Source organism: Sphingobacterium paucimobilis HER1398 (assembly GCF_000416985.1).
In the GTDB taxonomy this organism is placed as follows: Bacteria; Bacteroidota; Bacteroidia; order Sphingobacteriales; family Sphingobacteriaceae; genus Sphingobacterium; species Sphingobacterium paucimobilis.
This window is the reverse complement of the sequence record NZ_ATDL01000011.1, coordinates 1-24326: the sequence shown is the minus strand read 5'-3', so window position 1 is coordinate 24326 and position 24326 is coordinate 1. Positions and strand designations below refer to the sequence as shown.

Here is a 24326-nt window from a genome sequence, read left to right as displayed (position 1 = left end):
GGAATAACTTGTTAACTTCTCGAGCCTTCAAAATCAAAGGTCTTAACTGTTTCATTCTTAAACTTGTATCATTGATACAAATCGTCAGTCTTTGCTGATATAGTACCGTTGAGCGGCGTAATAATCTCTGTTGTTGGCGATTTCGAGCAGCAGACGCCGCTGCTCGACGGTAAGGAGTGCTGCCAATAGGGGCATCCTTTTATAAAGGGCATGAATTCGGTACATATAATGTAGGCTGCGGATATAGGCGAGATCATTGGCTTGATCGAGCTTGTGCTGCTTGAAGATGTGGTATACGTAGCTGATACAGGAAAATCGGTTCACCGCTTCCTGAAATGCAGTATTGTTTATTTCGTAGTAGGTAGTTTCGTGTGCAAAGACGATAGTAAAGGATTCTGCTCGTTTGGTAAAAGCGTGACGTGTACCGACAAAATAATCACCGGCGATACTGAATCGGTCGATACAGGGTTTGCCGTTGTGGTTGAGGTGTTCTTTGACCACCATGCCGGATAGAATAAAGCACCAGGTATTCTTTTGCTGTTGAGTCAACTTATAGGGACTGCCCTTGGCACCGCTGTGTATCTTGCCGTGTTGTGTCAGATAGGCTTTGGCCTCGGCAGACAGGTCAGTGTACTTTTGGAAATAATCGAATACGCTTTGCATAATAATAGGTTTAAAAATGAGGCTGCACTGGTATGTAGCCTCATGGGCAGTTAGCGATACCTGATCCATATAGCGACCTGTTCCAGTGCCTCGGAGGGCTGCTGGCCAAAGGTCTGGCTCTGGTTGGATTGGCGTGAGAAGATAATATCCTTGGGACTCTGGTAGACGATCTGTCGGGCGGTGGGCTCTTCCATGTAGAAGGTAATGAGCCGCCCTTGATCCCAGCTGTCGGCTACGCCTGCGGCGATACGCTGCAGGTAGAGGCTGTCTATGGATTGGAGCTGCTCGGACTGCCTGTCCGTCAGGTCAAAATGTTCGTTGATCCACTGCACGGGCTGGGCGCGCAGATAGTCGGTTTCGAGGCGGCGTTCGCTCGGTCTGAGACCCAGGATCTGGGTCTCGATGTCGGATACGCCCACGCTGTCAAAGTTCTGTTTCATCGGGTTTGTGTTTTGATAAGACGGTAAGTAAATAAGCAAAGTCTTAAAAAACAACTGTTTGACCGGCAAAAAGTAATATCATGCAAAATTTGTCGGATATTTATCGCCTCTGAAGGGGGATTTTGTGCTGTTGTACGAAAATTGTATGATATTGTACAATTTTTTTGGCATATCCGAGGGTAAATGGTTAACTTGCTATTTCACTAGTGGCCAGTTTGTTCGGTGCGGATAGCACAGCGGCGCCGGCTAGACCAATATAAACTGAATATGATACGACACATCCTCAAGACTCTGTTATTGTTGCTATGGTGTATGCTGTCGGCATACCTGATCAATGTATCGGACAAGCTGTTTGTGCCGTCGGAGCGTACGGAAAGTCCTGCTTTCTGGAGTGTCTATACCGTTACAGTGGTCATGATGGTTATTTATGTAGGCTTGATCAATAAGCTCTATAATGGTATCGTCGCCGTGAAAGCTGCCAATGATAGGGAGTCGGAACTCAGGATATTGGGCAACTACCTGCTGTTTGCAATCGCAGCGCCATTGTTGATTCACCGGTTGCTGCTGTACGCTGGCGAAACGATCGCAACCCAAGGTGAAGTGGGGGTGGATAGTATATTCCTAAACATGGATTACTGGATGAAAGATTTTCCATTTCTGCTGTTACCACTGGTTCTTACCGCCCTTTTTTTCTACTACTGGCCGCAGTACCGTCTTTTTAAGGGCGATAAAGAGAGTGTTGTCCCTGAGCAGCAGGACGTATCTGTTTTCAGCTGGCGCGAGTACCGCCTGCCGAATATCTTGCTCGAACAGCTCCGCAAGGTGTTGGATCCGACGATCTCGGTGGTCGATGGCCGAATACGGGTCTTTGATATCGTATTCATCCTCTACGAAAACCAAAGCTACTTTGCCGTGCTCAGCAATGGCGAGAAGTATCTCCTGCCACGGTTTCGGCCCAGTATGCTGGCGGAATGGGGGCTCGGCTGTTGGTTCGTGCAGATCAATAATACGGTGCGTGTCAATATGCTCTACCTGCAGCACTCGCTCGAAGACCGAAAGAACCTGACCCTGGATGAGACGGTCGACCTTGTACTGTTTGGCCCCAAAGGACAGTACAGCCGGGAGCTGCTCCGGATAGGGCGCAGTGGCGCAGAGCATATCAAAGACTTCTTGCATGCTGTCCCGACGGTAGCCGATGAGGGATGGAACGAATGGACGGTGGAGGTGAGGTGAGGGAGGAGTGATCGAGTGATCGAGTTATCGAGTTAACTAGTTAACAAGTGATCGAGTTAACGAGTTGTCGGTTAGAGAGTTGTTGTGACGAGTTATCAAGCGAAGTGAAACGGAGTCCCGACATGGTCGGGAACAACAAGATAACAGGATAACAAGATAACAAGTTAGAAAGTGACTACAGCTCATATGCCTCCTCTAAAATATAGCCGATAACAGGGATGTATTTATTCGGCTTTGTCCGTAACATTGAGGTATAAATAATAGCGATTAATAGCGATGAAAATAGCAATTTGCGGTATCCTTTTCATGTTGACAGCTATGACGGCTTGTACACAGGAAAAGAAAGAGGTCAAATTGCCCTTATCAAATACGAAGATGACAGATCGGTTCCTTTCCTAACGAAGCAAAACAATTATATCTATGTCGACAGAACCGATCTGAAACCGATCTCGGATCGGCACTACAGACGGGCATCTTTGTTTACATCGACTGGGTTTGCGGTTGTCGTCAATGAAAATTACGAATATAGCGTTATAGACGCCAAGGGAAACACCGTGATCGATTTCTCGGATGCGGAGATCAGTCTGAATAGCGTCAATGGACTGACCTTCTATAAAAAAGAAAAGGAGTACGACAAGAAAATGCCGGTATGGAAATGGGATTGGAATATCATGGGAGGTGGGGTGAAGAAAGAACAGACCTATCGTAAAATAGAAATCGGAATCCTGGAATCGGGCCAGATCTTGTTGAAACAGGACCTCCCACACCTGGATGCCCATGTCTATTTAAATCTCGATTCTATAGATGATAAACATATCTATTGGAACGGATCGCTCTACGAAATCAAAAAGAATAGCCTCCTTAAGGTGGGTCATAACATTACTGAAATACTGCAAGATGGACACTTTATCAAAACTTTCAATGGAGGTTTCTCCGTGTATGGAGCGAATAGGAAAAAAGCAATCTACAGCGACCTGAAAGGAATGGAAACGCTTTCTATACGCTATGGGGAGGAGATGATAACACTGGCAGAAGTCAATAAAGAACCTTACGCGCCTGAAGTCCCTAAACTATTGGTCGATGGCCGGTCGGGATATATGTATGCTTTTCCCCAATATGATAAGGTATTTCCCAAAGCGCTCGGAAAGGTGACAAGCGAGCAGATTGACTTTATTAAGAAAACGGGGCTGGTATACTCGATCAACAATTCCCCTTACTTTCTGCTCGGGGTTTTCAATTACGATCATGCGGTATGGGCGTACGATTGGTTATATATCGATACGAATGGCAATGTGGCAGATCGCTTGGAGCGTACGTATAATTTTAAGGTAACGGATCAGGTCGGCAACTTGGTGTGGCCGGATCGAAAAATGGTTTTTCCGGATGCGGTGAATACGGAAAAGTGGAAATTCGGCAAGATCACCTCCTACAGTGGGATGGAGGATTTATATATCATTCCTATCGAAGATCAACAGGAAGTGCGGACTAAAGGGCTGTGGAACAGCCGTACCCAATCCTGGCAGATAAAACCGGAATACCAGGATATTTCCGTTCTGGATATAGACAACGGTATCTATGCCCTGCAAAAGGATAAGGAAGGTACCTATAGGCTGTATGACAATAAAGCCAAGCAATATATCGGATCGCAAGGGTATCATGCTATTAATTCAGACGGTTTTGTTACTGTAAATTCGGTTGCTGGAGAATTGATCTATTATTACATCGATATTTACACAGGCAAGGAATATCGGGAAGAATAGTGGAATGCCGAAATAGGACCTTCGAGCTTGCGAAAGAAGGACAACAGCTAAAACTTATCAGCAAATAAAACGATAAGAGTGCTACGGCAGGAAAGATGCTGTAACAGGCATGAGGGGGTAGAGCGTGATTTTGCTATTTAACTGTAGAATAACCACATTGGGTTAATTATTAGACTAAAAAAAGTGGTACAGCACGCAGAGTTGTGCCGTACCACTTCAAGATAAAAATTATTTATTAAAAATCTCTTTAAGCTTCTCCTGAACCTGCATGCCCCTGAGATTTCTGGCGATGATCTTGCCGTCCGGGTCAATCAAGAAATTAGAAGGAATACTACGGATACCGTATAGGGCACTAGCTTCATTTTTCCATCCTTTGAGATCGGAAACCTGTGTCCAAGTTAGTTTATCGTCAGCAATCGCTTTGATCCAAGCGTCACGTTTATTGGCATCGTCCAGCGATACACCGAGTATCTCAAAACCATTGTCGCGATACGCCTCGTAAGCTTTGACCAAAGCTGGATTCTCGGCTCTACAAGGACCGCACCAAGAGGCCCAAAAATCAATAAGTAGATACTTGCCTCTATAATCTTTGGTACTCACGGCCTTATTGTTAACATCGTTTTGCGTGAAATCCAGAATTGGATTGCCTACCCCAGTAAGCTTATCAAAATGCAACGTACGTTTCATCTGCATGCCTGCCGTAGATGATCTAAGATCGGCGGATATCCCCTCGAACAAGGCTTCTACTTCGGCGGGATTGACCCGGTTATTAACCAGGTAGGTAAGAGCGTCAATGCTAAAGAATGACGTCGGATTGTCAGAAACGTATTTTTTAAAAGCAGTTACATTGTTAGCCTCTAATTTGGACATATGTGATCTGAAATTAGCCCTGATCGTAGCGTCTTTTGCTCCCACACGTCGAAGATCCATCACCACTTCATTTAATGAATCGGACATCGCCATATACTTTTTGAAGTCGTCATTCAATTTGGAGCCCAGCACCTTAGCTCGCTTGAGGGAATCAGTTGCCTCTACGCGTATCGTTAAAGGTTCTAGATACACGACCCTAACATCTTTTCGATTTTCCATATCGCCAAATCCCTTTTGGCTATAGTCTAAAAAGATTCTGGCCGGGACGGGATCATCTACCTTTCCTTTGAATGTAAAGCTACCGTTGACAAGAGAAGTAGAGTCTACGCGTGTGGCTCCCCCTGAGGCATATTGCATATAGACTTTTTTAGGTATAATGGATTCGCTAAACTTTCCTTGTATGACAAAATCTCTTTGCTGTGCTTGACTGGCAAGTGTACAGCTCATTAATAAAATAGTTGTAATAAATTTCATAAAATATACGCTTTGTTAATCTAAAATGTGGGTACTTCTTTATAGGCTACATCAACAATATCTGCGAAGCCTTTATATTCTTTTATAATTGTTAAATCCTCATTTAGAGGAGGAACATTAAAAAACCGTAATGTACCGTGAGATTTTTCAGGCAAATCAGCATCAGTCGTACCAACGATTAAGTCATATTGCTGGTTTAACATCGTCTGTGGTTTGGTAGTGATATTAAATCGAAAAAGATTGAATTTGAGCATACTGATATGCTCCTTACCAAAATCTTTCATGAGCTTGTTGGTATTGGCTATATAATCATACTGATAGAGCTTAGAGCCGCTGGCGTAGAACATATAGGGTAGTGTAGAATGAAATGCAAAAAATTTAGCTTGCTGGATATTGGGGAGATCAAGATCGCGATAGAGACTTTGCTCGAACCTACCCACGGGGTTGGCAGCAACAAATCGTATACCGTGTAATGAACGTTTACCATCTTTTTCTAGAATGGTATAAGCCGTACTATTTGCGAAAAGTGTACTTTCCATATAAACAATATCCTTTCCAGTATTATAACTAAACAGCGCTTGCTCGGGATCGGTAAACGGCAGCACAGAAGTACGTCTGCCGGAAGACCAATTGACAAATCGCTTATTGGTAATATCGTAGCCTAAAACAGCATTACTGCCACCAGAAGCTTTCGCATCAGCAACAATATATTTAGACATTTTGAATTCAGGTTTTCTATCACCCAAGCTTGTATTTACGGGAAATTCAAACATAGGTCCTACCGTGGTATATTGCTGGCTATAAGCATTGTTATCGCCATCTATAATAATATAATGTCCCGATGCTGTTCGTTGAATATTTTGAGGTTTGCAATTTTCAGTTTTGTTTCCAAACTCATGCAGTAAATTAAACGTTGCTCCCGATTGGAGGTTTTGCTGTAGTAAATCATAGGCTCCTTGATTCTCCGTTACGATGGTGATCTTGGCGGTAATCGGATTGCGATACAAATACGACATTTTAGTGCCCTTATTGAGCTTTGGTAAACCTAATGGCTCAGCCAAATCAAATGCCTGCACGGAACGTGTAGGAGATATGACGGAAACCATATCCAGACGCACGCGCTGCTCGGCACCTTCATTGCATAATACCATCCAACCTTCTGTGACGGCAGAACCAACATTGAGTTTGAAAGGCTTAAAGGTCTGTACGCCCGTACGCTTGTCGGTCACAATAAAACTGATATCGTACATCTTCGGAGTCAAATTGACAAAATAATTCAAGTCCTTAGAGAAGGTCGAGTCTAAAGCAATAAATCCCATCTTTCCAGCACTTACATTCAGGTCGCGGACATAGGCAAATGAGTAGTTGTCATTATCTGCCGCTATCTCGCCTTCATGTAAGGAAACAATTTTTGGATTAAGCGTTAACGTATCGATATTACCCAATACATTGATTTGGTCGGGTATATCCTGGATCTGTATGCTGTTGTACTCGCTGTAATCATAATTGCCTTTGTCTTTGTAGCAAGATGCTATCAATAAGGTTGTTATTAATAGAAATATATTATAGGTGTGATTCTTCATATTATTTTAAGTGAATAGTCTATAATTTGCTGTAATCAATCAGGTAAGCTGGACCCAGTTGCATTAATGTCTTACCATCGTCTTCGTATACTGGAGTACCCGCCTGAAGCTTTTCTTCCAGGTAAACTTTAAAAATACTGGCAGCATAATGAAATCTTGTAGTGGCAACAGGATAGAAGTTACCACCAGAATTCACGTATCTCCAATCAGATGTTTTCCAGGACATCAAATCATTAAGTATTTTGAACTTTTTAACTGACCAATCGCCAAAGTAATCTCTACCTGGACTAGCGAAATGGGAAGGCTCCGTAATAATTTCGGAATAACCAATCTTAAACTTCGTTGCATCCAGCAATTTGTTATTCCCCATATTTAATAAATACGGAAGTAATAATTTATAATCTCCAAACTCGACCAGTTGTAACTGGATGTTGATCGATTTTTGGAGTAGAATAGGCGTGCGGAACAGCTTGATCGGAATTCGGGTGGTGGACTCGCCAGCAGGCATGATATAGGTTTCTTTTAACGTTTCAAAATCTACGCCTTCTTTTGCTGTACCTCCAATAACTTGTACTTTGAAGGGGCGATCCTTATCGCTAACATGCCCTAATGCACGTACAGGAACATTCATCGTATAATCTGTAAACCGAGCCGGATCATTCTGAAAACTGTAGGATAGGGAATCGGTATAGCTCAAGGGGATGCCTTCGGGCGTATAAGTAGCAACAGAATAAAAATATATGCCACTTGAATTATCGTCTTCTCCCTGATAGAGCAGGGGCTCTTTTGTACAGGAATGTAGGAATATACCGAATACCAGTAAGACAGAAGTGTATATGAAGTTTTTCATTAGAATAACTGTTTTTAATTTATTTCTAATTAGTTTATTAATCTCTATAGCGATTTTCGCTGTCAGGCAACATAGGCACATAACGGGCCGCCGTCATGGAAATATTAGCATTGGTAATTCCCGATTTTATAGTCGGGGTATTGGTTCGTTTATAGTAAAAAAACAACTGTCCTTCGCCGTATAATTCTTTTACATACTCATTACGTAACCTAACGGCCAGATTGTCCGTTACATTTGGGAGCCCCCTCTGATTGCGTAGCTTATTTAAATAAGCGTAAGCTAACTGCTCATTTGGTTCTGATTCGGTAGCAATTAGATACACTTCGCCTAAGCGGATCAGTGGTAATATGCTGTTGCGATATAGCGTAGAGGTTTCCCCAACTCTGAATTTCAAATGGTACAACGTATTTACCTCTAGATCGTAATCTTGCCACAAATAGGAATATCTATAGTCACTCTCCTCCCCACTGAACAAGGCCGCAATATTGCCCGCTCTTGGAATCAAAAGGTTTGCGGAGGGGGCGGATCCTGGATTAAAATAGTTCTGGAATATTAGATTGCGCCCGCTATGGTATAAACCGGTAATGATCTCCGTAGAAAAAACACGGTCCGGGTTTGCAAAATTACCGGCAATATCGGTATGTTTTACAAAAGGAAAATAGGTCTCGCGATTGGTGTCTTCTATTATCATTTTGGCATACTTCAAGGCATTTTCTTTATCCCCGACGTAAAGATGAACACGGGCTTTTAACGCTAAGATGGTATAATAGTTGAAACGGAATGTCCTGTAGCGAAAAGTGTTGTCTGCACCTTCTAATACTGTGTTCTGCGGCCCCTCATGGACAATAGGGTCTGATTTTAAAAGATAGGACTCGGCTCTGTCCAAATCATCCATAATATACTTGATCACCTCTTCTGCAGGTAAAAGTGGCGAAGGGGACACCGATATCTTATGCACGTAAGGAATGCTTTTTTGACTTGCTGATGTTTTATATATCGGACCAAATAACCTAAGCATATCAAAATGTAGGAATGCACGTATGGTGAGGGCTTCGCCAAGCACAATATCCTGTATGTTGGATGGCAAGGTGGAACTACTTTTTTCCACATTTTCGATGATTTTGTTGCTGTTTAAAATGACCTTATAAGCTGCATCCCAGGTGCGTTCTAGCCTGCCTTTGGTATAATCAGCGGGATAAGCATAATTGGATACTTCCGTATAGTTAACATTGGTCGTACGGATGTTATATTGCTGCGCCAATATTTCTATAAATTCGCTCCCTAGCGTAGATCCATATAATTCGCTATTCAATAGTTCATTATACGTGCCGTTTAAGGCGGAGAGAATACCAGCTTGGGTATCGAATACATTTTCCTCAACGATGCGATCAGAGGGTTTAATATCTAGCCATTTGTCACAACTGGATAGACTTAATGCTACTAGTGCTACGCAAAATATATTTGTTCTGTTTATTTTCATAGTTTAAGTAATTAAAAGGACACGGATGCAGAAAATGAAACTGTGCGTGCAAAAGGATAATCTATCCCGCGCTCCGTTTTTATTGTTGAAATAACAAAAAGGTCATTCATATAAGCATTTAGTCTTAGACTGCGTATACGGGATCGCTTCATCCAATCGCCCATAAACTCGTACCCTACACGAAAAGATTCTAAGGCGATGGAATTATCCTCATCGACAAAGCGGGACGACATCTGCGTTTTCTTGGATAGCGATATACCTTTATAAGGGCTGATGTCTCCTGGATTTTGCCACCTATCGTATAATGCGCGCTTGTCCTGATTACTCCGAAGGCCGGCAAACGTGATGTTTTCTACTTTGTTATATAATGCACTGTTGAATGCCTGTCCGCCCCAGCGGTAACGGAAATCTATATTGGCAGAAAATCCTTTATACGTAAATGAGGTGCCAAATGTGCCTTCCAGCTTGGGTCTATTGATACCCACTTGAACCTCGTCATCAAAACTATAGTCTAATGTGTAGGTGCCGTCTTTTTTTATGAAAAGCTCTTCTCCTGATGAAGGGTCTATACCGGCCGAAACAACCGTCCATAGTGCGTCGGGATTGGCTCCGTCGTAATATCTTCGTAAATTGTTATTCCTACCGCTTTCATTGAATTTATCTAAGGTATTGCCAATATTGTCTATTTTGGAAGACTCTGTTCTGAAATTATATCGAAAGGACCAAATCCTACGATTGACAGGGTCGTAAATAGGAGAGTAGGTAATCGTTCCGTTGAAGCCTTTAGATTCTTGATTTCCTAAATTAGTCAACACGGTATTAATACCTAGAGATGCTGGAACACCGATATTAATCAACAACGGATCCGTGTTTTTATGGAAATAGTCTACATTGAACAATAGTTTTCTATTCATAAAGCCGGCATCGATACCTATATTTTTGTCCAAAGTAGTCTGCCATTTCAAATCTGGATTGCCCAGCCCGGATAGTACGACGCCTTCTCCAAAGAAGCTGGTACTACTGTTGGAAAACATATAGGTGGTGTACGTCTGATAGGAACTAAAGTTTTGGTTTCCTGGATTTCCTACTGAAGCACGGAGCTTAAGCAAATTGATCCAATCAGATTCTTTTAAAAAAGATTCGTTATGGATATTCCATGCTAGACCTGTAGACCAAGTATTGGCATAACGCTTGTTTGATCCAAAGACAGATGATCCACTTAATCGATAAGTAACATCCATCAGATAACGCTCATCGTAAGAATATCCGCTATTTAAATAAAAGCTATTGGAACGAGAAGCACTTTCGTTATAAGCAGGTCTACCGTTTTCCGGGAAGCGCTTAGCAAATGCGGCAGTGGTATAATTACCTTTGGAAAATCCCTGGGCGGTGTATCCGTTAAGCAAGGATTCATTGGCGGCAAGTCGCCCACCCGTAACAGCGTTAACGCGGTGCTTTTGCTTAAACACCATCCCATAAGTCGCGGTAAATTCACCTTCATACTGTAAGTTGTTGCTATTCCTATAAGTTAACGAGCCTCGCAGCAAAGGATCCATGCGATCGTATTGTGTGCTTTCCGGAGAGATGAAGTTGTCTGTCTCGTCAATAGATTTGGTCACCCCAAATCTAGCGCGAAGACGTAAGGACGGTACAATTGTATATTCAGCGGCAAAATTATTATTTATACTGTTGCCCTTACTCAGATTGCGACTATTTAAATGCGCGTTCCATAAAGGGTTTTCAACTTGTTCATCGGTGACATTTGTTAACCACTTCTCCACAAATCCTTCTGCATTATATTTACGGTAATAGGGATTGGCACGTGAATAACTTGAGAAGGGTACTACAGGATCACTTGCATTAACGTAACTGACTGTGAGCTTATTGGAAAACTGTATTTTATTTTTACGATATATTAGATCAATGTTGCCACTAAAGGTATTTCGCTTGGAGCCCTTCATTACCCCGGTAATGCCATTGTAGTTTGCACCAAATCCATACCGCATATTGGTATCGCCTCCTTCGGCATATAAGGTCTGACGTTGATTAATGCCTGTACGAACTGGTTCGCTTAACCAATAGGTATCTACACCACTTAGTACATCCTCCAAACGCTTGTTATATAGTTCCATCTTTTTTACACCGGTACCGTCCCAGGCTCCAAAATCATATCGTCCGGCCAATCTTTCGAATTCTAATTTTTCGGAAGCATTCATCAAGTTATAGCTTAAAAAATCAGGGGCAGATACGTTAAAATTGCTGTTGTATGAAAGCCTTAGTTGTCCAGGAAGTGGCTGTTTGGTCTCGATGACCACCACACCATTGGCTGCTTTGGAACCGTAAATGGCTGTCGAAGCAGCGTCTTTAAGAATAGTAACAGAAGCAACTCTTTCCATATCCAAGTCCATGATGGTACGTAAGGATGTTTCGAAACCATCTAGAATAAATAAAGGTTGATTTGGATCTACCCCAAACTCTTCTTTAAGACCTACGACACTAGACTTTCCTCTTATCTCTAGATCGGGAAGGCGATTCGGGTCTGAACCAAATTGATTATTCTCCAATACCGCAAATACAGGGTCCAGTGTTTTCAGACTTTGTATAATATTGGTATTGGCCACCGCTTTGAGCTCCTGGCCGGTATAAGTGGTCGCAGAACCGGTAAAGCTGTCTTTTGAACGCGTATACACACCAGTTACGACGACGTCTTGCATCTTGGTGTCTGCTGATTCCAGCTTTACATGAATCTGACGTTGCCGAACGATCCGAACGATTTTGGGCTGATACCCGACGTAGGTAAACCGAAGGGAATCGCTTTCGGTTCGTAGTGTGATCTGGAATGCGCCCTGCTGGTCAGTTACGCTGTTGACACGACTCTTGATCGCCAAGACATTGACACCAGCCAGTGGTTTACCCGATTCGTCGGTAACGACTCCGGTGAGGCGCTGCTCTTGTACAGCATCGGTTGCGGCTGCGAAGCCCGCTTTGGGCTTAAGGGTGATCGTCGTGCCTTGGATACTATAGGTAAAAGGTTGATCGATGAAGATTTCGTTGAGTCCTTCTTTGAGATCCTTTCGCCAAAGATCAACACTGACGGGATTGGCACGCTTGATGAGCTTATCGCTGTAAATAAAATCGTAACCCGATTGTTTTCGGATTTCCTTAAACACCTCGGTTAGTGTGGCGTTGTTTTTCTTAATCGTAAGATGCTGTGCAAATGAACTGGCCGTCACATGCAACATATTAAGCAGGAGTAAGAATATAGTTAGCTTCATTATGACAAATAATTTGGAAATGCCGACAGGAGCGCGACACAAGAAATTAATGTAAAATTTCATACATTTGATAGTGTTTAATGGTCAAACGGAATGTTCCGCCAAGAACATCCAGTTTGGAGTTTCATTCAATTTAGTTGTTAGCACAATAAGCCCTCTTAGAGGGGCTGGATGACGTTATTAAACGCTCGCCGGAGGCACGCCAATGCCTTCGGCTTTTTTAATTATCTTTCAGGTCATATTTCATTGTTTTTGGGGTTAGTTTTGCTTATCCATATTTTGTTGTTTTTAGTTACAAATTTCAGATCGCCCGTGGACTCGAGACAGGCAATCACTTCGGAGATATTTTTAGATCGTGACACCTGACCGCTGAAGGTCTGGCTGAGATCAACCCCTCGTTCGTACGCTACATCCACACCATACCATCTCGAAACCCGCTTCATGATGTGGACAAGGCTCTCTTCTCGAAAGATAAAATCACCATTTTTCCAGTCAATGACTTGCTCTACATCAACGGCACGTACGGCACATCGGCCATCAGTCACTGTAGCTTGATCTCCGGGTTTTAATATTCTTGATACCGACAGATTAGCGTAACTTACTTTTACGGCTCCTTCAAGCAATGTTGTCTTTTCGTAAGGTTCGTCTTTGTAGCTTTTTATATTAAAATGTGTACCCAATACTTCCACTTTTTGACTTTTGCTTTGTACGAAAAATGGGCGTGAATTATCTTTGGCAACTTCAAAATAAGCTTCCCCATCCAGCTCAACTTCACGGGTAGCACCTGTAAATCGGGTAGGGAATTTTAAGGAAGATTCGGAGTTGACCCAGACCTTGGTACCATCGGGTAGCACGATACGGTACTGACCTTTGGAAGGTGTCTCGACAGTATGGTAAGCTATTGAAAGCGCAGACTGCGGATCGGCTGTATATACCAGCGCGCCCTCTTCATTTTTTGTAATTTTACTGCCTGTTTGGGATATCACGCTGCCTTCTGATATATCATCTAGATTGACTTTCTTGCCGTCTTCCATCGTCAAGATGGCGACATCTCCTCCAGGTAATACATCGTTTTCGGATACAACGGCAGTGGCTTCGGTTGGGGGAGCGATCGAGCCATTGATGAAATAGAAACCTACCCCAAAAAGTAGGATTACAGATGCTGCGGCCGCAATTATCTTCCAATTGACCAGCGAACGGACAACGGTACTTTGCGTAGCAAACTGTTTTTCAAAATCGGCTTGGGCACGGTTCAGGTCCTCTTCGGAAAGGGAAGACGGCTGATCAAGATGAATATGATGAATCCATCGGTGTAATAGCGCAAGCTCTTCAGGGCTGCATAATCCCAATTTATACTTTTCTAATAGTTCCTTCGGTTCCTTCATGTGATTTAGGGCCTTATATTACTAAGACGGTAAGAGAAACCGCTGTGGGTACAGAGAGTTGAAAAAAAATATAAACTTATTTAATACAGCAATAATAGGAGTAGTAATAGATCGAGAAATAGGTGGGTGATATGCCCTAATTTGAGTCTTAACTGACGTAAAGCACGTTTCATTTGTGTCTCTACGGTGTGCTGTGAGATATCAAGCTTGCTTGCAATATCGCTATTGCTTAACCATTCTCTGCGGCTAAGGATAAATATTTCGCGCATGCGTGGGGGCAAAGCGTTGATCTCCTGCTCAATCATAGCACTTAACTCCTTTTCCCGGATCATGTGATCTGTCGAAGAACTGCTCTGCATCAGGCTATGAAGGCTGTCCATATATTTTTCTTCAACCTTTTGGTGGGAGAAGATATCTAAGATTCGATTGCGAACAGACGTAAATAGATAGGAGCGAAGCGTACCGGAAATAGCAAGTGTAGCTCGCCTATTCCAAATATTCATTAGTGTATCCTGCACGATATCACGCGCTTCTAGGTTATTGTTTAATTTTTTATGGGCGTAGATGTATAGCAGACTGTGGTAACGCTCATAGATTTCTGTAAACGCTTTCTTGTCATTACTCTTTAGAAGCTCCGACAAATCTTGATCAGGCAACTCTTGATATGATACCATTATATCCAATTACAAGTAAAATAAAACAGGAAGATTTACTTCGTTTAGATTACGGGTTAGCTCAAAGGCAAATCTATATTTTATTTATGAAGTTTCCAAAACCTCTATATCTGTCAAGTAGAAAGAAGAATCAACATGTTGACTTTTATGAACTTTATGTTTTCTGATAGGATGTTAGAATGGGATGAAAGTGAGTTGCGATAAGCCCAATCCTTTTGCAGTAGTTGTGCTGACAGCACTGCTAGCTATTATAGCTTGTAGATATTGCTTCGTGCTTCGCAAAGACGAGATGGTTCGCAGACCGAGCTTGCGAGTTCACCGTAATCTGTCATTGGTAGCTTGTGAAGCTGTCTATGGAGGGGGGAGGATACTTAATCTTCGATAGTTTCAAAATTGAAAACCGGATCGAGGCGCTCCCCATATTTTTTGCGCATACGCTGTTTGGATTTACGGACGGCATCGGTCGTGACACCGAGCAGATGAGATATCTGATGGTTGTCCAATCCCATCTTGAGCAGCAGGATGATACGCAAATTAGATTCTGTAATGTCAGGAAGACAGTTGAGTATAGTCTGGTAAGCATCTGCATTTTCGGCCATAAAAGCTTTTTTGAATTCAAACCAATTTTCATCGGTCAATAAGTGGGATTTCAAGAGGCTCTCTAATGAAAAACGCTGTTTTTGAGTGCTTGTACTGCCGTTGTTTCTCAATTTAGTAATCTCACCTTCAAGGCGCTGTATCTGTTCGTTTTTATCCTTGAGGTATACCTGATAGGACGAGAGGGTATTGTGGGTATTGGAGAGGGTGGTCTCTGATTCTATTTTCTCTATCTGAAAGGAAAGTAGCTTTCTCTCGAATTCTACCTGTTGCAGTTTCAGTCGTTTTTTGTGGGTAATAAGCAGGAGTATGATGATCAGTGCCAATAACAGACTGACTGCGCCCCAGGCCCATTTGAGTAGTGACGCCCGTTTTAATTTATTTTGTTCGGCTTCCAGTTGCCAACGGATGCGCTCTTTTTGTGTTTCCCAGTTTACTTGATCAACAATAGACTGTCCGTCTGTGAGCGATAGATGCCGATTGATCTGTTCGAGGCGTCTTCGGAGTGACAGCTCCCGCGCGGCATCACCCTTCGCTTGGGCAATGTCTAATTGTAACTCGATTATATTTTTTTCATAGGATTTTAGATAGTCTTTGGTTTCTGCGTAGGCAAGAGATTCAGCGAGATAGTGTTGGGCACTGTCTAGCACTCGATGCTGCAGATAGAGCCGTCCCAGCTGGATCTGCGCATACATGATATTGCGCGGGTCGTTGTTGTTGTGGGAGATGGCTATGTTTTCCAGCTGGGCTGAAATAGCTTTAGCGGTCTCGCCGCGGCGGTCATAAAGAATAGCCAGTTCGCCAAGTGTCTTGGCATAGCGTAGCTGATCTGCATTCGCCTGTGACGAGGTCAGGGTACGGGTGAAGTAACTCTCGGCTTCCTGCCATTTCTCTTGCTTCATGTAAAGCAATCCTATAGCGTATAAGATCTGCCCGGTTTCGGTAGATGCCGAAGGGGTAATTTCCAAAGCGGCCTGTAAGAGGTCTAATGATTTTTGGTTATCATCGATTGTGCCAAAAAAATAAGCGTTTTTTATCAATACTTGGTTGGCTTCGGGGAGCTGTCTGACCGGATAGGAGTCGATACGGCGGGAGCTCTCTAAAAAATAGGGGAGAGCATGGATGTAATCGTTGTACTTATAATAGTAATAGCCATAGAGGGTATTTACCCAGATAAGGAGCCCGGTATTGTTGGTATTTTGGATATCGGATAGCGCATGGGCAAATAACCATTCGCTTACAGGGGTTTTATGGTCCTTTATCTGGGCATAGGATTCTGCCAACAGGCTGTGATAAATGGCGGATAATGCTTTGGGATTTTGAATAGGTTGTGCTTTTTGGATAGCGTCGACTCGCTGGTCAAGTTGCGTTTTTTCGGTTTCGGGAATCTCTTGGAGCACGGTATGTACATGCATAGCAAGACTATCTGCAGCATATATGTGCTGGCTGAGACAGAGTATCGTTAGGAAAAAAAATAGCCTAAGGTAGACGGTCATCCGCAATATTTTCTTATTGATTTCTATTGGTTTGTCCAAATCAGGGTAAAGATAACCAAACAAAATTCTAAAGCGAAACAAAATATATTTATAGGTAAAGCTATTCTGATGTATTTTCAATACGACTCATTATTAGGTTGTTAGGTGTGTTTTTTGAATTTGTCCCATATTTGTCCCACCCCTAAATGTAGTTGATATGGCCTTTTTCGATAGTTTAGGCCTTTATTAATTCTTTTGCGATTGCATAAGGATTCCAAACATCAAAAATATTAACTATGAATCGTGTTAGCCATTACCTCTCTATTATCATGCTGTTGTTGACCTTTTGTGCGGAGGGAATTGCCCAGACAGTGCAGCCGGATGCCCAAAGGATTATTTACGTCAATAAAAATGTAATAGGTAGCAATGGCTCGGGCGATAGTTGGGCAAATGCTATACCTGAACTGGCGGATGCGCTGAAATGGGCGAATGCGAATAAAGGAAATGGGCTTTGGTCAGCGGCTACTCCTTTAAAGATTTACGTTGCCAAAGGTACCTACAAGCCTATGTATACGCCCGAAGATGGGAAGAACTTCAGTGCGGATGCACAGTATGCCCGTGACCGTACCTTCTTGATGGTGAAAGATGTGGAGCTGTACGGTGGCTTTGACCCGGCCAACGGTAAAACAGCACTGACTGACCGTATCCTGCCCGGTAAAGATGGAGCTAACGCCGATGGTACGATCTTAAGTGGTGACTTGAACGGCGATGATGCTGTTGGTACCATTCCCGGTCAGGGAGCTGTGGGGATAACCGGTAATGCGGAGAATGCTTACCATGTGGTCTTGGCAGCCAGCGGTACGGAGAGTGTAGCAGTAAAGCTGGATGGATTTGGCATCACAGGGGGAAACGCAAATGATGCTTATTATTCCATTTCAGTTAACCAAAGAAATACTTTAGGAAAACATGGCGGTGGGATTTATTCTTTTTCTTCTTCTTCTTTTCCTTCTACTTCTTCTTCGGTTACGTTAAGTAATTCTTCGGTCTATAATAATAGCAGTAGTGATGCTGGCGGTGGGATTTATTCTTTTTCTTATTCTTATTCTTCTTCGGTTACGCTAAGGAATTCTTCGGTCTACAATAATAGCAGTGGTGGTGATGGCGGTGGGATTTCTTCTAATTCTCATACTTCTTCTTCTTCTGTTACGTTAAGTAGTTCTTCAGTTTACAATAATAGCAGTAGTGGTGCTGGCGGTGGGATTTCTTCTTCTCCTTATTCTTATTCTTCGGTTTCTTTAAGTAGTTCTTCGGTTTACAATAATAGCAGTAGTGGTGATGGCGGTGGGATTTATTCTTATTCTCCTTCTTCTTTTGTTAGTTTAAGTAATTCTTCGGTCTACAATAATAGCAGTAGCGGTAATGGCGGTGGGATTCTTTCTTCTTCTTCCTCTTCTTCTTCGGTTACGTTAAGTAATTCTTCGGTCTACAATAATAGCAGTAGTGATGCTGGCAGTGGGATTTACTCTAATTCTTCTTCTAATTCTTCTTCTAATGAAGTCAAGTTAAACAACAGTACCTTGGCGGGAAATACGGGAACTTCTTATGTGTTTTTTGATGGTAATGGGGATAAAAAGTTTACGGTACGTAGCAGCTTGATATATGGCAATGCAAAAAGCACGACAGATAATAGCAACAGTACTTTAAGTACAAATGCGGGTAGCATCTCGAAAGATATCCAATATAGTTTGGTACAGGGTATCAATGCTAGCAGCAGCACCGCTTTTGGAGATATACGAAACAATAACTTGGACGGCACTGTGGCGTATAGCAACCTGTTTATGGATGCAGCTGCTGGGGATTATAGTTTGCAAGCCTGCTCTCCGGCAGTGAATGCAGGTAGCAACAGCCATTATGCAGGATTGAGTGCTGATACGAAAGATCTGGCGGGTAATCCAAGAGTATATAATTTTGCTACGGGAGGTGTCATTGATATAGGGGCTTATGAGTTTCAGGGCGAGCAAGGAGTGTTGTGCTTTATCCCCGACGCTAACAAAACCCTTTATGTCAACAAGCATGTCAATGGTGGAAACGGCTCGGGCGATAGTTGGGCTAATGCTATACCCGAACTGGCGGATGCGCTGAAATGGGCGAGTGCGAATAAAACAAGTGGGCTTTGGTCAGCGGCTACTCCTTTAAAGATTTACGTTGCCAAAGGTACCTACAAGCCTATGTATACGCCTGAAGATGGGAGGAACTTCAGTGCAGATGCACAATATGCCCGTGACCGTACATTCTTGATGGTGAAAAATGTCGAGCTGTACGGTGGCTTTGATCCGGCTAACGGTAAAACAGCACTGACTGAGCGTATCCTGCCCAGTAAAGATGGGACTAACGCCGATGGCACCATCTTAAGTGGTGACTTGAACGGCGATGATGCTGTTAATATACCACTAACCGAGTTAAAAGATCATGCAACAAGGCAAGACAATGCTTACCATGTGGTCGTGGCAGCCAGTGATACGGAGAGTGTAGCAGTAAAGCTGGATGGATTTGGCATCACAGGGGGAAACGCAGATGATGTTGCTTCTGGAATTATAGTAAAGGGACAGTCTGTTTATAGATATTCAGGCGGTGGGGTTTCTTCTTCTGCTGTTGCTTTTTCTTCTTCTTCGGTTACGTTAAGTAATTCTTCGGTTTATAATAATAGCAGTAGTGGTAATGGCGGTGGGATTTCTACTTATTCTCCTACTTCTTCTACTTCTTCTACTTTTTCTTTTTCGGTTACGTTAAGTAATTCGTCGGTCTATCATAATAGCAGCAGTAGTGGTGCTGGCGGTGGGATTTATTGTTCTTCTCCTTCTTCTTCTTCTTCGGTTACGTTAAGTAATTCGTCGGTCTATCATAATAGAAGTAGTGCTAATGGCGGTGGGATTTATTCTTATTCTTATTCTTATTCTTCTTCTGTTAGGTTAAGTAGTTCTTCGGTCTATCATAATAGCAGCAGTAGTGGTGCTGGCGGTGGGATTTATTCTTATTCTTTTTCTATTCATTCTTATTCTTCTGTTAGGTTAAGTAATTCTTCGGTCTATAATAATAGCAGTAGTGCTGATGGCAGTGGGATTTATTCTTATTCTTATTCTTATTTTAATGATGTCAAGTTATACAACAGTACCTTGGTGGGAAATAAGGGGCCTTCTTATGTATTTTTTGATGGTGGTGGGGCTAATAAGTTTACAGTATATAACAGCTTGGTGTATGGCAATGCAAAAAGTACGACAGATAATAGCAACAGTAGCTTAGGATCAAAAACAGGTAACATCCCGAAAGATATCCAATACAGTCTGGTACAGGATATAGATGTGACGATTAGTGCAGATCCAGGCGATATACGGAACAATAACTTGGACGGCACTGTGGCGTACAGCAACCTGTTTATGGATGCATCTGCTGGGGACTATGCTCTAACAAATAACAGCCCGGCGATAGATGCAGGAAGTAATGCATTATATGACGGCGATTTGGGCAATGATCTGGATTTGGCGGGCAATCCAAGGCTTTCAGGTTGCAAAATTGATATTGGAGCTTATGAGAACCAGAGCAATCAAGGTGTGTTGTGCTTTATCCCCGACGCTAACAAAATCCTTTATGTCAACAAGCATGTCAATGGAGGAAACGGCTCGGGCGATAGTTGGGCAAATGCTATACCCGAACTGGCGGATGCGCTGAAATGGGCGAATGCGAATAAAGGAAATGGGCTTTGGTCAGAATCAGATCCTTTAAAGATTTACGTTGCCAAAGGTACCTACAAGCCTATGTATACACCTGAAGATGGGAAGGGTTTCAGTGCAGATGCACAATATGCCCGTGACCGTACCTTCTTGATGGTGAAAGATGTGGAGCTGTACGGTGGTTTTGACCCGGCTAACGGTAAAACAGCACTGACTGACCGTATACTGCCCGGTAAAGATGGGACTAACGCCGATGGTACCATCCTGAGTGGTGACCTGAACGGCGATGATGCTGTTAATATACCACTAACAGAGCTAAAAGATCATGCAACAAGGCAAGATAATGCTTACCATGTGATCGTGGCAGCCAGTGATACGGAGAGTGTAGCAGTAAAGCTGGATGGATTTGGCATCACAGGGGGAAATGCAAATGATGTTTCTCCTGACATTATAGTTAACGGAATAAATACCTATAGAAGACATGGCGGTGGGATTTCTTCTTCTTCTTCTTCTGTTACGTTAAGTAATTCTTCGGTCTATAATAATAGCAGTAGTGGTCTTGGCGGTGGGATTTATTCTTCTTCTTCTTCTTCTGTTACGTTAAGTAATTCTTCGGTCTATAATAATAGCAGTAGTGATAATGGCGGTGGGATTTATTCTTCTTCTTATTATTCTTCTTTGGTTACATTAAGTAATTCTTCGGTCTATAATAATAGCAGTAGATATTTAGGCGGTGGGATTTTTTCTTCTTCTTCTTCTTCTTCTTCTTCTTCGGTTTCTTTAAGTAGTTCTTCGGTCTATAATAATAGCAGTAGTGAAGCTGGAAGTGGGATTTATTCTTATTCTGCTGGTTCTTCTTCTTCGGTTACATTAAGTAATTCTTCGGTCTATAATAATAGCAGTAGTGTTTATGGCGGTGGGATTTTTTCTCGTTCTTCTTCTTCTTCTTCGGTTACGTTAAGTAATTCTTCGGTCTATAATAATAGCAGTGATGTTAATAATAGCTATAGTGGTGTTGGTGGTGGGATTTACTCTTATTCTTCTTCTTCTTCGGTTACGCTAAGTAATTCTTCGGTCTATAATAATAGCAGTAGTGGTGCTGGCGGTGGGATTTATTCTTTTTCTACTTCTTCTTCTAATGAAGTCAAGTTATACAACAGTACCTTGGCGGGAAATAAGGGGCCTTCTTATGTGCATTTTGATGGTAATGGGGCTAAGAAGTTTACAGTATATAACAGCTTGGTGTATGGGAATGCAAAAAGCACGACAGATAATAGTAACAGTCCTTTAAGTGCAAATACGGGTAGCATCCCGAAAGATATCCAATACAGTCTGGTACAGGATATCGATGCGACGATTAGTGCAGATCCAGGCGATATACGGAACAATAACTTGGACGGCACTGTGGTGTACACCAACCTGTTTATGGATGCAGCTGCTGGGGATTATAGGTTGGTAAACAACAGCCCGGCGATAGATGCAGGAAGTAATGCATTATATGACGGCGATTTGGGCCATGATCTGGATTTGGCGGGCAATCCAAGGCTTTCAGGTTGCAAAATTGATATTGGAGCTTATGAGAACCAGAGCAATCAAGGTGTGTTGTGCTTTATCCCCGACGCTAACAAAACCCTTTATGTCAACAAGCATGTCAATGGAGGAAACGGCTCGGGCGATAGTTGGGCAAACGCTATCCCTGAACTGGCGGATGCGCTGAAATGGGCGAATGCGAATAAAACAAGTGGGATTTGGTCAGAATCGGATCCTTTAAAGATTTACGTTGCTAAGGGTACCTACAAGCCTATGTATACGCCCGCAGATGGGAAGAACTTCAGTGCAGATGCACAATATGCCCGTGACCGTACCTTCTTGATGGTGAAAGATGTGGAGCTGTACGGTGGCTTTGACCCGGCAAACGGTAAAACAGCACTGACTGATCGTATCCTGCCCGGTAAAGATGGGACTAACGCCGATGGCACCATCCTGAGTGGGGATTTGAACGGCGATGATGCTGTTAATATACCACTAACCGAGTTAAAAGATCATGCAACAAGGCAAGATAATGCTTACCATGTGGTCTTGGAAGCCAGTGATACGGAGAGTGTAGCAGTAAAGCTGGATGGATTTGGCATCACAGGGGGAAATGCAAATGACCTTTATTCTTACATGTTTGTTAACGGAATAAATACTTATAGAAGGTATGGCGGAGGGATTTCTTCTTCTTCTTTTTCTTCTTCTTCTTCGGTTACATTAAGTAATTCTTCGGTCTATAATAATAGCAGTAGTGGTAATGGCGGTGGGATTTCTACTTATTCTTCTACTTCTTCTACTTCTTCGGTTACGTTAAGTAATTCTTCGGTCTATAATAATAGCAGTAGTAGTAATGGCGGTGGGATTTATTCTTCTTCTACTTCTTCTTTTTCTTCGGTTACGTTAAGTAATTCTTCGGTCTATAATAATAGCAGTAGTGGTAATGGTGGTGGGATTAATTCTTCTTCTACTTCTTCTTCTTCTTCGGTTACGTTAAGTAATTCTTCGGTCTATAATAATAGCAGTAGTAGTAATGGCGGTGGGATTTATTCTCGTTCTTATTCTTCTTCTTTTTCTTCTTCTTCTTCGGTTACGTTAAATAATTCTTCGGTGTACAATAATAGCAGTAGTGGTAATAATAGCAGTAGTGGTGATGGCGGTGGGATTTATTCTACTTCTTCTTTTTCTAATGAAGTCAAGTTATACAACAGTACCTTGGCGGGAAATAAGGGGTCTTCTTATGTGTTTTTTCAAGGTAGTGGGGATAAGAAGTTTACAGTATATAACAGCTTGGTGTATGGCAATGCAAAAAGTACGACAGATAATAGTAACAGTACTTTAAGTACAAATGCGGGTAGTATCTCGAAAGATATCCAATACAGTCTGGTACAGGATATCGATGCGACGATTAGTGCAGATCCAGGCGATATGCGGAACAATAACTTGGACGGCACTGTGGCGTATACCAACCTGTTTATGGATGCAGCGGCTGGGGATTATAGTTTGCAAGCCTGCTCTCCGGCAGTGAATGCAGGTAGCAACAGCCATTATGCAGGATTGAGTGCTGATACGAAAGATCTGGCGGGTAACCCAAGAGTATATGATTTTGCTACGGGAGGTGTCATTGATATAGGGGCTTATGAGTTTCAGGGCGAGCAGATCAATTACGACAATGTGGTGTTTGAAGATCTAGATGTCACTTATAATGGATCCACACATACGATAATAGCAACGAATCTTCCCCAGGGTGTTACTCCTTCGTACAAAATAGAGGACGCATTGGGTACTGTGGTTACGGAAGCGGTAAATGTCGGAACTTATACTATTACGGCTACACTTTCTGGTTGTGGACCGGACAAAGAATTGACGGCCACGCTGAAGATTGAGGCTGCTACGCTAACGGTAACTGCCAAGAGCGGACAGGGCAAAGTGTATGGCGAAGGTGATCCGATATTGACTTATACGGTTTCGGGTTATCAAAGTACGGATGACAACAGCATCCTTAGTGGTGCATTGAGCAGAACAGTAGGCGAGGATGTAGGTGTTTATCCGATTGGGCAGGGCGATTTAAGTGCGGGTGCTAATTATGATATAGACTTTACAGGAGCGGATTTTGCTATTACTCAAGCTACGCTAACGGTAACTGCTGCGAGCGGACAGCGCAAAGTGTACGGCGAAGCTGATCCGATATTGACTTATACGGTTTCGGGTTATCAAAGTACGGATGACAACAGCATCCTTAGTGGTGCATTGAGCAGAACAGTAGGCGAGGATGTAGGTGTTTATCCGATTGGGCAGGGCGATTTAAG

General features: G+C 42.7%; 13 protein-coding genes. 3 read left to right on the top strand and 10 right to left on the bottom strand.

Features of this window, described 5'->3' with window-relative positions; genetic code table 11:
• Positions 1-84: 84 nt before the first annotated feature.
• Complete coding sequence (locus M472_RS30390; RefSeq protein ID WP_021069652.1) at positions 85-663, bottom strand: cyclic nucleotide-binding domain-containing protein; 579 nt, start codon at positions 661-663, stop codon at positions 85-87.
• A gap of 50 nt (positions 664-713) precedes the next feature.
• Positions 714-1103, bottom strand: a complete 390-nt coding sequence (locus tag M472_RS30385) for a hypothetical protein (RefSeq protein WP_021069651.1) — start codon at positions 1101-1103, stop codon at positions 714-716.
• A 267-nt stretch (positions 1104-1370) separates the two neighbouring features.
• On the opposite strand from M472_RS30385, the gene M472_RS30380 reads away from it, so the two are divergent.
• Together M472_RS30380 and M472_RS30375 are read left to right on the top strand one after the other, a co-directional pair.
• Positions 1371-2336 carry a hypothetical protein gene (locus tag M472_RS30380; protein WP_144062674.1) on the top strand — a complete coding sequence of 322 codons (966 nt, stop codon included), beginning with the start codon at positions 1371-1373 and terminating at the stop codon, positions 2334-2336.
• 290 nt (positions 2337-2626) lie between these two features.
• Positions 2627-4096: a hypothetical protein gene (locus tag M472_RS30375; protein ID WP_021069649.1), complete on the top strand. Its 1470-nt coding sequence runs from the start codon at positions 2627-2629 to the stop codon at positions 4094-4096.
• Positions 4097-4324: 228 nt separating this feature from the next.
• Here M472_RS30375 and M472_RS30370 read toward each other — a convergent pair whose 3' ends face one another.
• From M472_RS30370 to M472_RS30335, 8 genes are all read right to left on the bottom strand, one after another.
• Entirely contained in the window at positions 4325-5440 is a 1116-nt protein-coding gene (locus tag M472_RS30370; RefSeq protein WP_081643121.1) for an AhpC/TSA family protein, read from the bottom strand.
• Positions 5441-5460: 20 nt separating this feature from the next.
• Positions 5461-7023 (bottom strand): PKD-like family lipoprotein, encoded by a 1563-nt coding sequence (locus tag M472_RS30365; protein WP_021069647.1) that lies wholly within the window; start codon positions 7021-7023, stop codon positions 5461-5463.
• A 19-nt stretch (positions 7024-7042) separates the two neighbouring features.
• Complete coding sequence (locus M472_RS44455) at positions 7043-7873, bottom strand: DUF4843 domain-containing protein (RefSeq protein ID WP_021069646.1); 831 nt, start codon at positions 7871-7873, stop codon at positions 7043-7045.
• Between the two features lie 37 nt (positions 7874-7910).
• On the bottom strand, positions 7911-9353 hold the full coding sequence (locus M472_RS30355; protein WP_021069645.1) for a RagB/SusD family nutrient uptake outer membrane protein: 1443 nt from the start codon (positions 9351-9353) through the stop codon (positions 7911-7913).
• A gap of 11 nt (positions 9354-9364) precedes the next feature.
• Positions 9365-12628, bottom strand: a complete 3264-nt coding sequence (locus M472_RS30350; RefSeq protein WP_021069644.1) for a SusC/RagA family TonB-linked outer membrane protein — start codon at positions 12626-12628, stop codon at positions 9365-9367.
• A 236-nt stretch (positions 12629-12864) separates the two neighbouring features.
• Complete coding sequence (locus tag M472_RS30345; protein ID WP_021069643.1) at positions 12865-14013, bottom strand: FecR family protein; 1149 nt, start codon at positions 14011-14013, stop codon at positions 12865-12867.
• Positions 14014-14093: 80 nt separating this feature from the next.
• Positions 14094-14687, bottom strand: a complete 594-nt coding sequence (locus M472_RS30340) for an RNA polymerase sigma-70 factor (protein ID WP_021069642.1) — start codon at positions 14685-14687, stop codon at positions 14094-14096.
• 371 nt (positions 14688-15058) lie between these two features.
• Complete coding sequence (locus M472_RS30335; protein ID WP_144062673.1) at positions 15059-16819, bottom strand: tetratricopeptide repeat protein; 1761 nt, start codon at positions 16817-16819, stop codon at positions 15059-15061.
• A gap of 236 nt (positions 16820-17055) precedes the next feature.
• On the opposite strand from M472_RS30335, the gene M472_RS30330 reads away from it, so the two are divergent.
• The coding region (locus M472_RS30330; RefSeq protein ID WP_037458312.1) for a choice-of-anchor Q domain-containing protein at positions 17056-24326 on the top strand (7271 nt) is incomplete at its 3' end.

Excerpts from the sequence above, each read along its gene's own strand:
- M472_RS30390 (WP_021069652.1), bottom strand. The coding sequence starts at position 663 with ATGCAAAGCGTATTCGATTATTTCCAAAAGTACACTGACCTGTCTGCC.
- M472_RS30385 (WP_021069651.1), bottom strand. The coding sequence starts at position 1,103 with ATGAAACAGAACTTTGACAGCGTGGGCGTATCCGACATCGAGACCCAG.
- M472_RS30380 (WP_144062674.1), top strand. The coding sequence starts at position 1,371 with ATGATACGACACATCCTCAAGACTCTGTTATTGTTGCTATGGTGTATG.
- M472_RS30370 (WP_081643121.1), bottom strand. The coding sequence starts at position 5,440 with ATGAAATTTATTACAACTATTTTATTAATGAGCTGTACACTTGCCAGT.
- M472_RS30365 (WP_021069647.1), bottom strand. The coding sequence starts at position 7,023 with ATGAAGAATCACACCTATAATATATTTCTATTAATAACAACCTTATTG.
- M472_RS44455 (WP_021069646.1), bottom strand. The coding sequence starts at position 7,873 with ATGAAAAACTTCATATACACTTCTGTCTTACTGGTATTCGGTATATTC.
- M472_RS30355 (WP_021069645.1), bottom strand. The coding sequence starts at position 9,353 with ATGAAAATAAACAGAACAAATATATTTTGCGTAGCACTAGTAGCATTA.
- M472_RS30350 (WP_021069644.1), bottom strand. The coding sequence starts at position 12,628 with ATGAAGCTAACTATATTCTTACTCCTGCTTAATATGTTGCATGTGACG.
- M472_RS30345 (WP_021069643.1), bottom strand. The coding sequence starts at position 14,013 with ATGAAGGAACCGAAGGAACTATTAGAAAAGTATAAATTGGGATTATGC.
- M472_RS30340 (WP_021069642.1), bottom strand. The coding sequence starts at position 14,687 with ATGGTATCATATCAAGAGTTGCCTGATCAAGATTTGTCGGAGCTTCTA.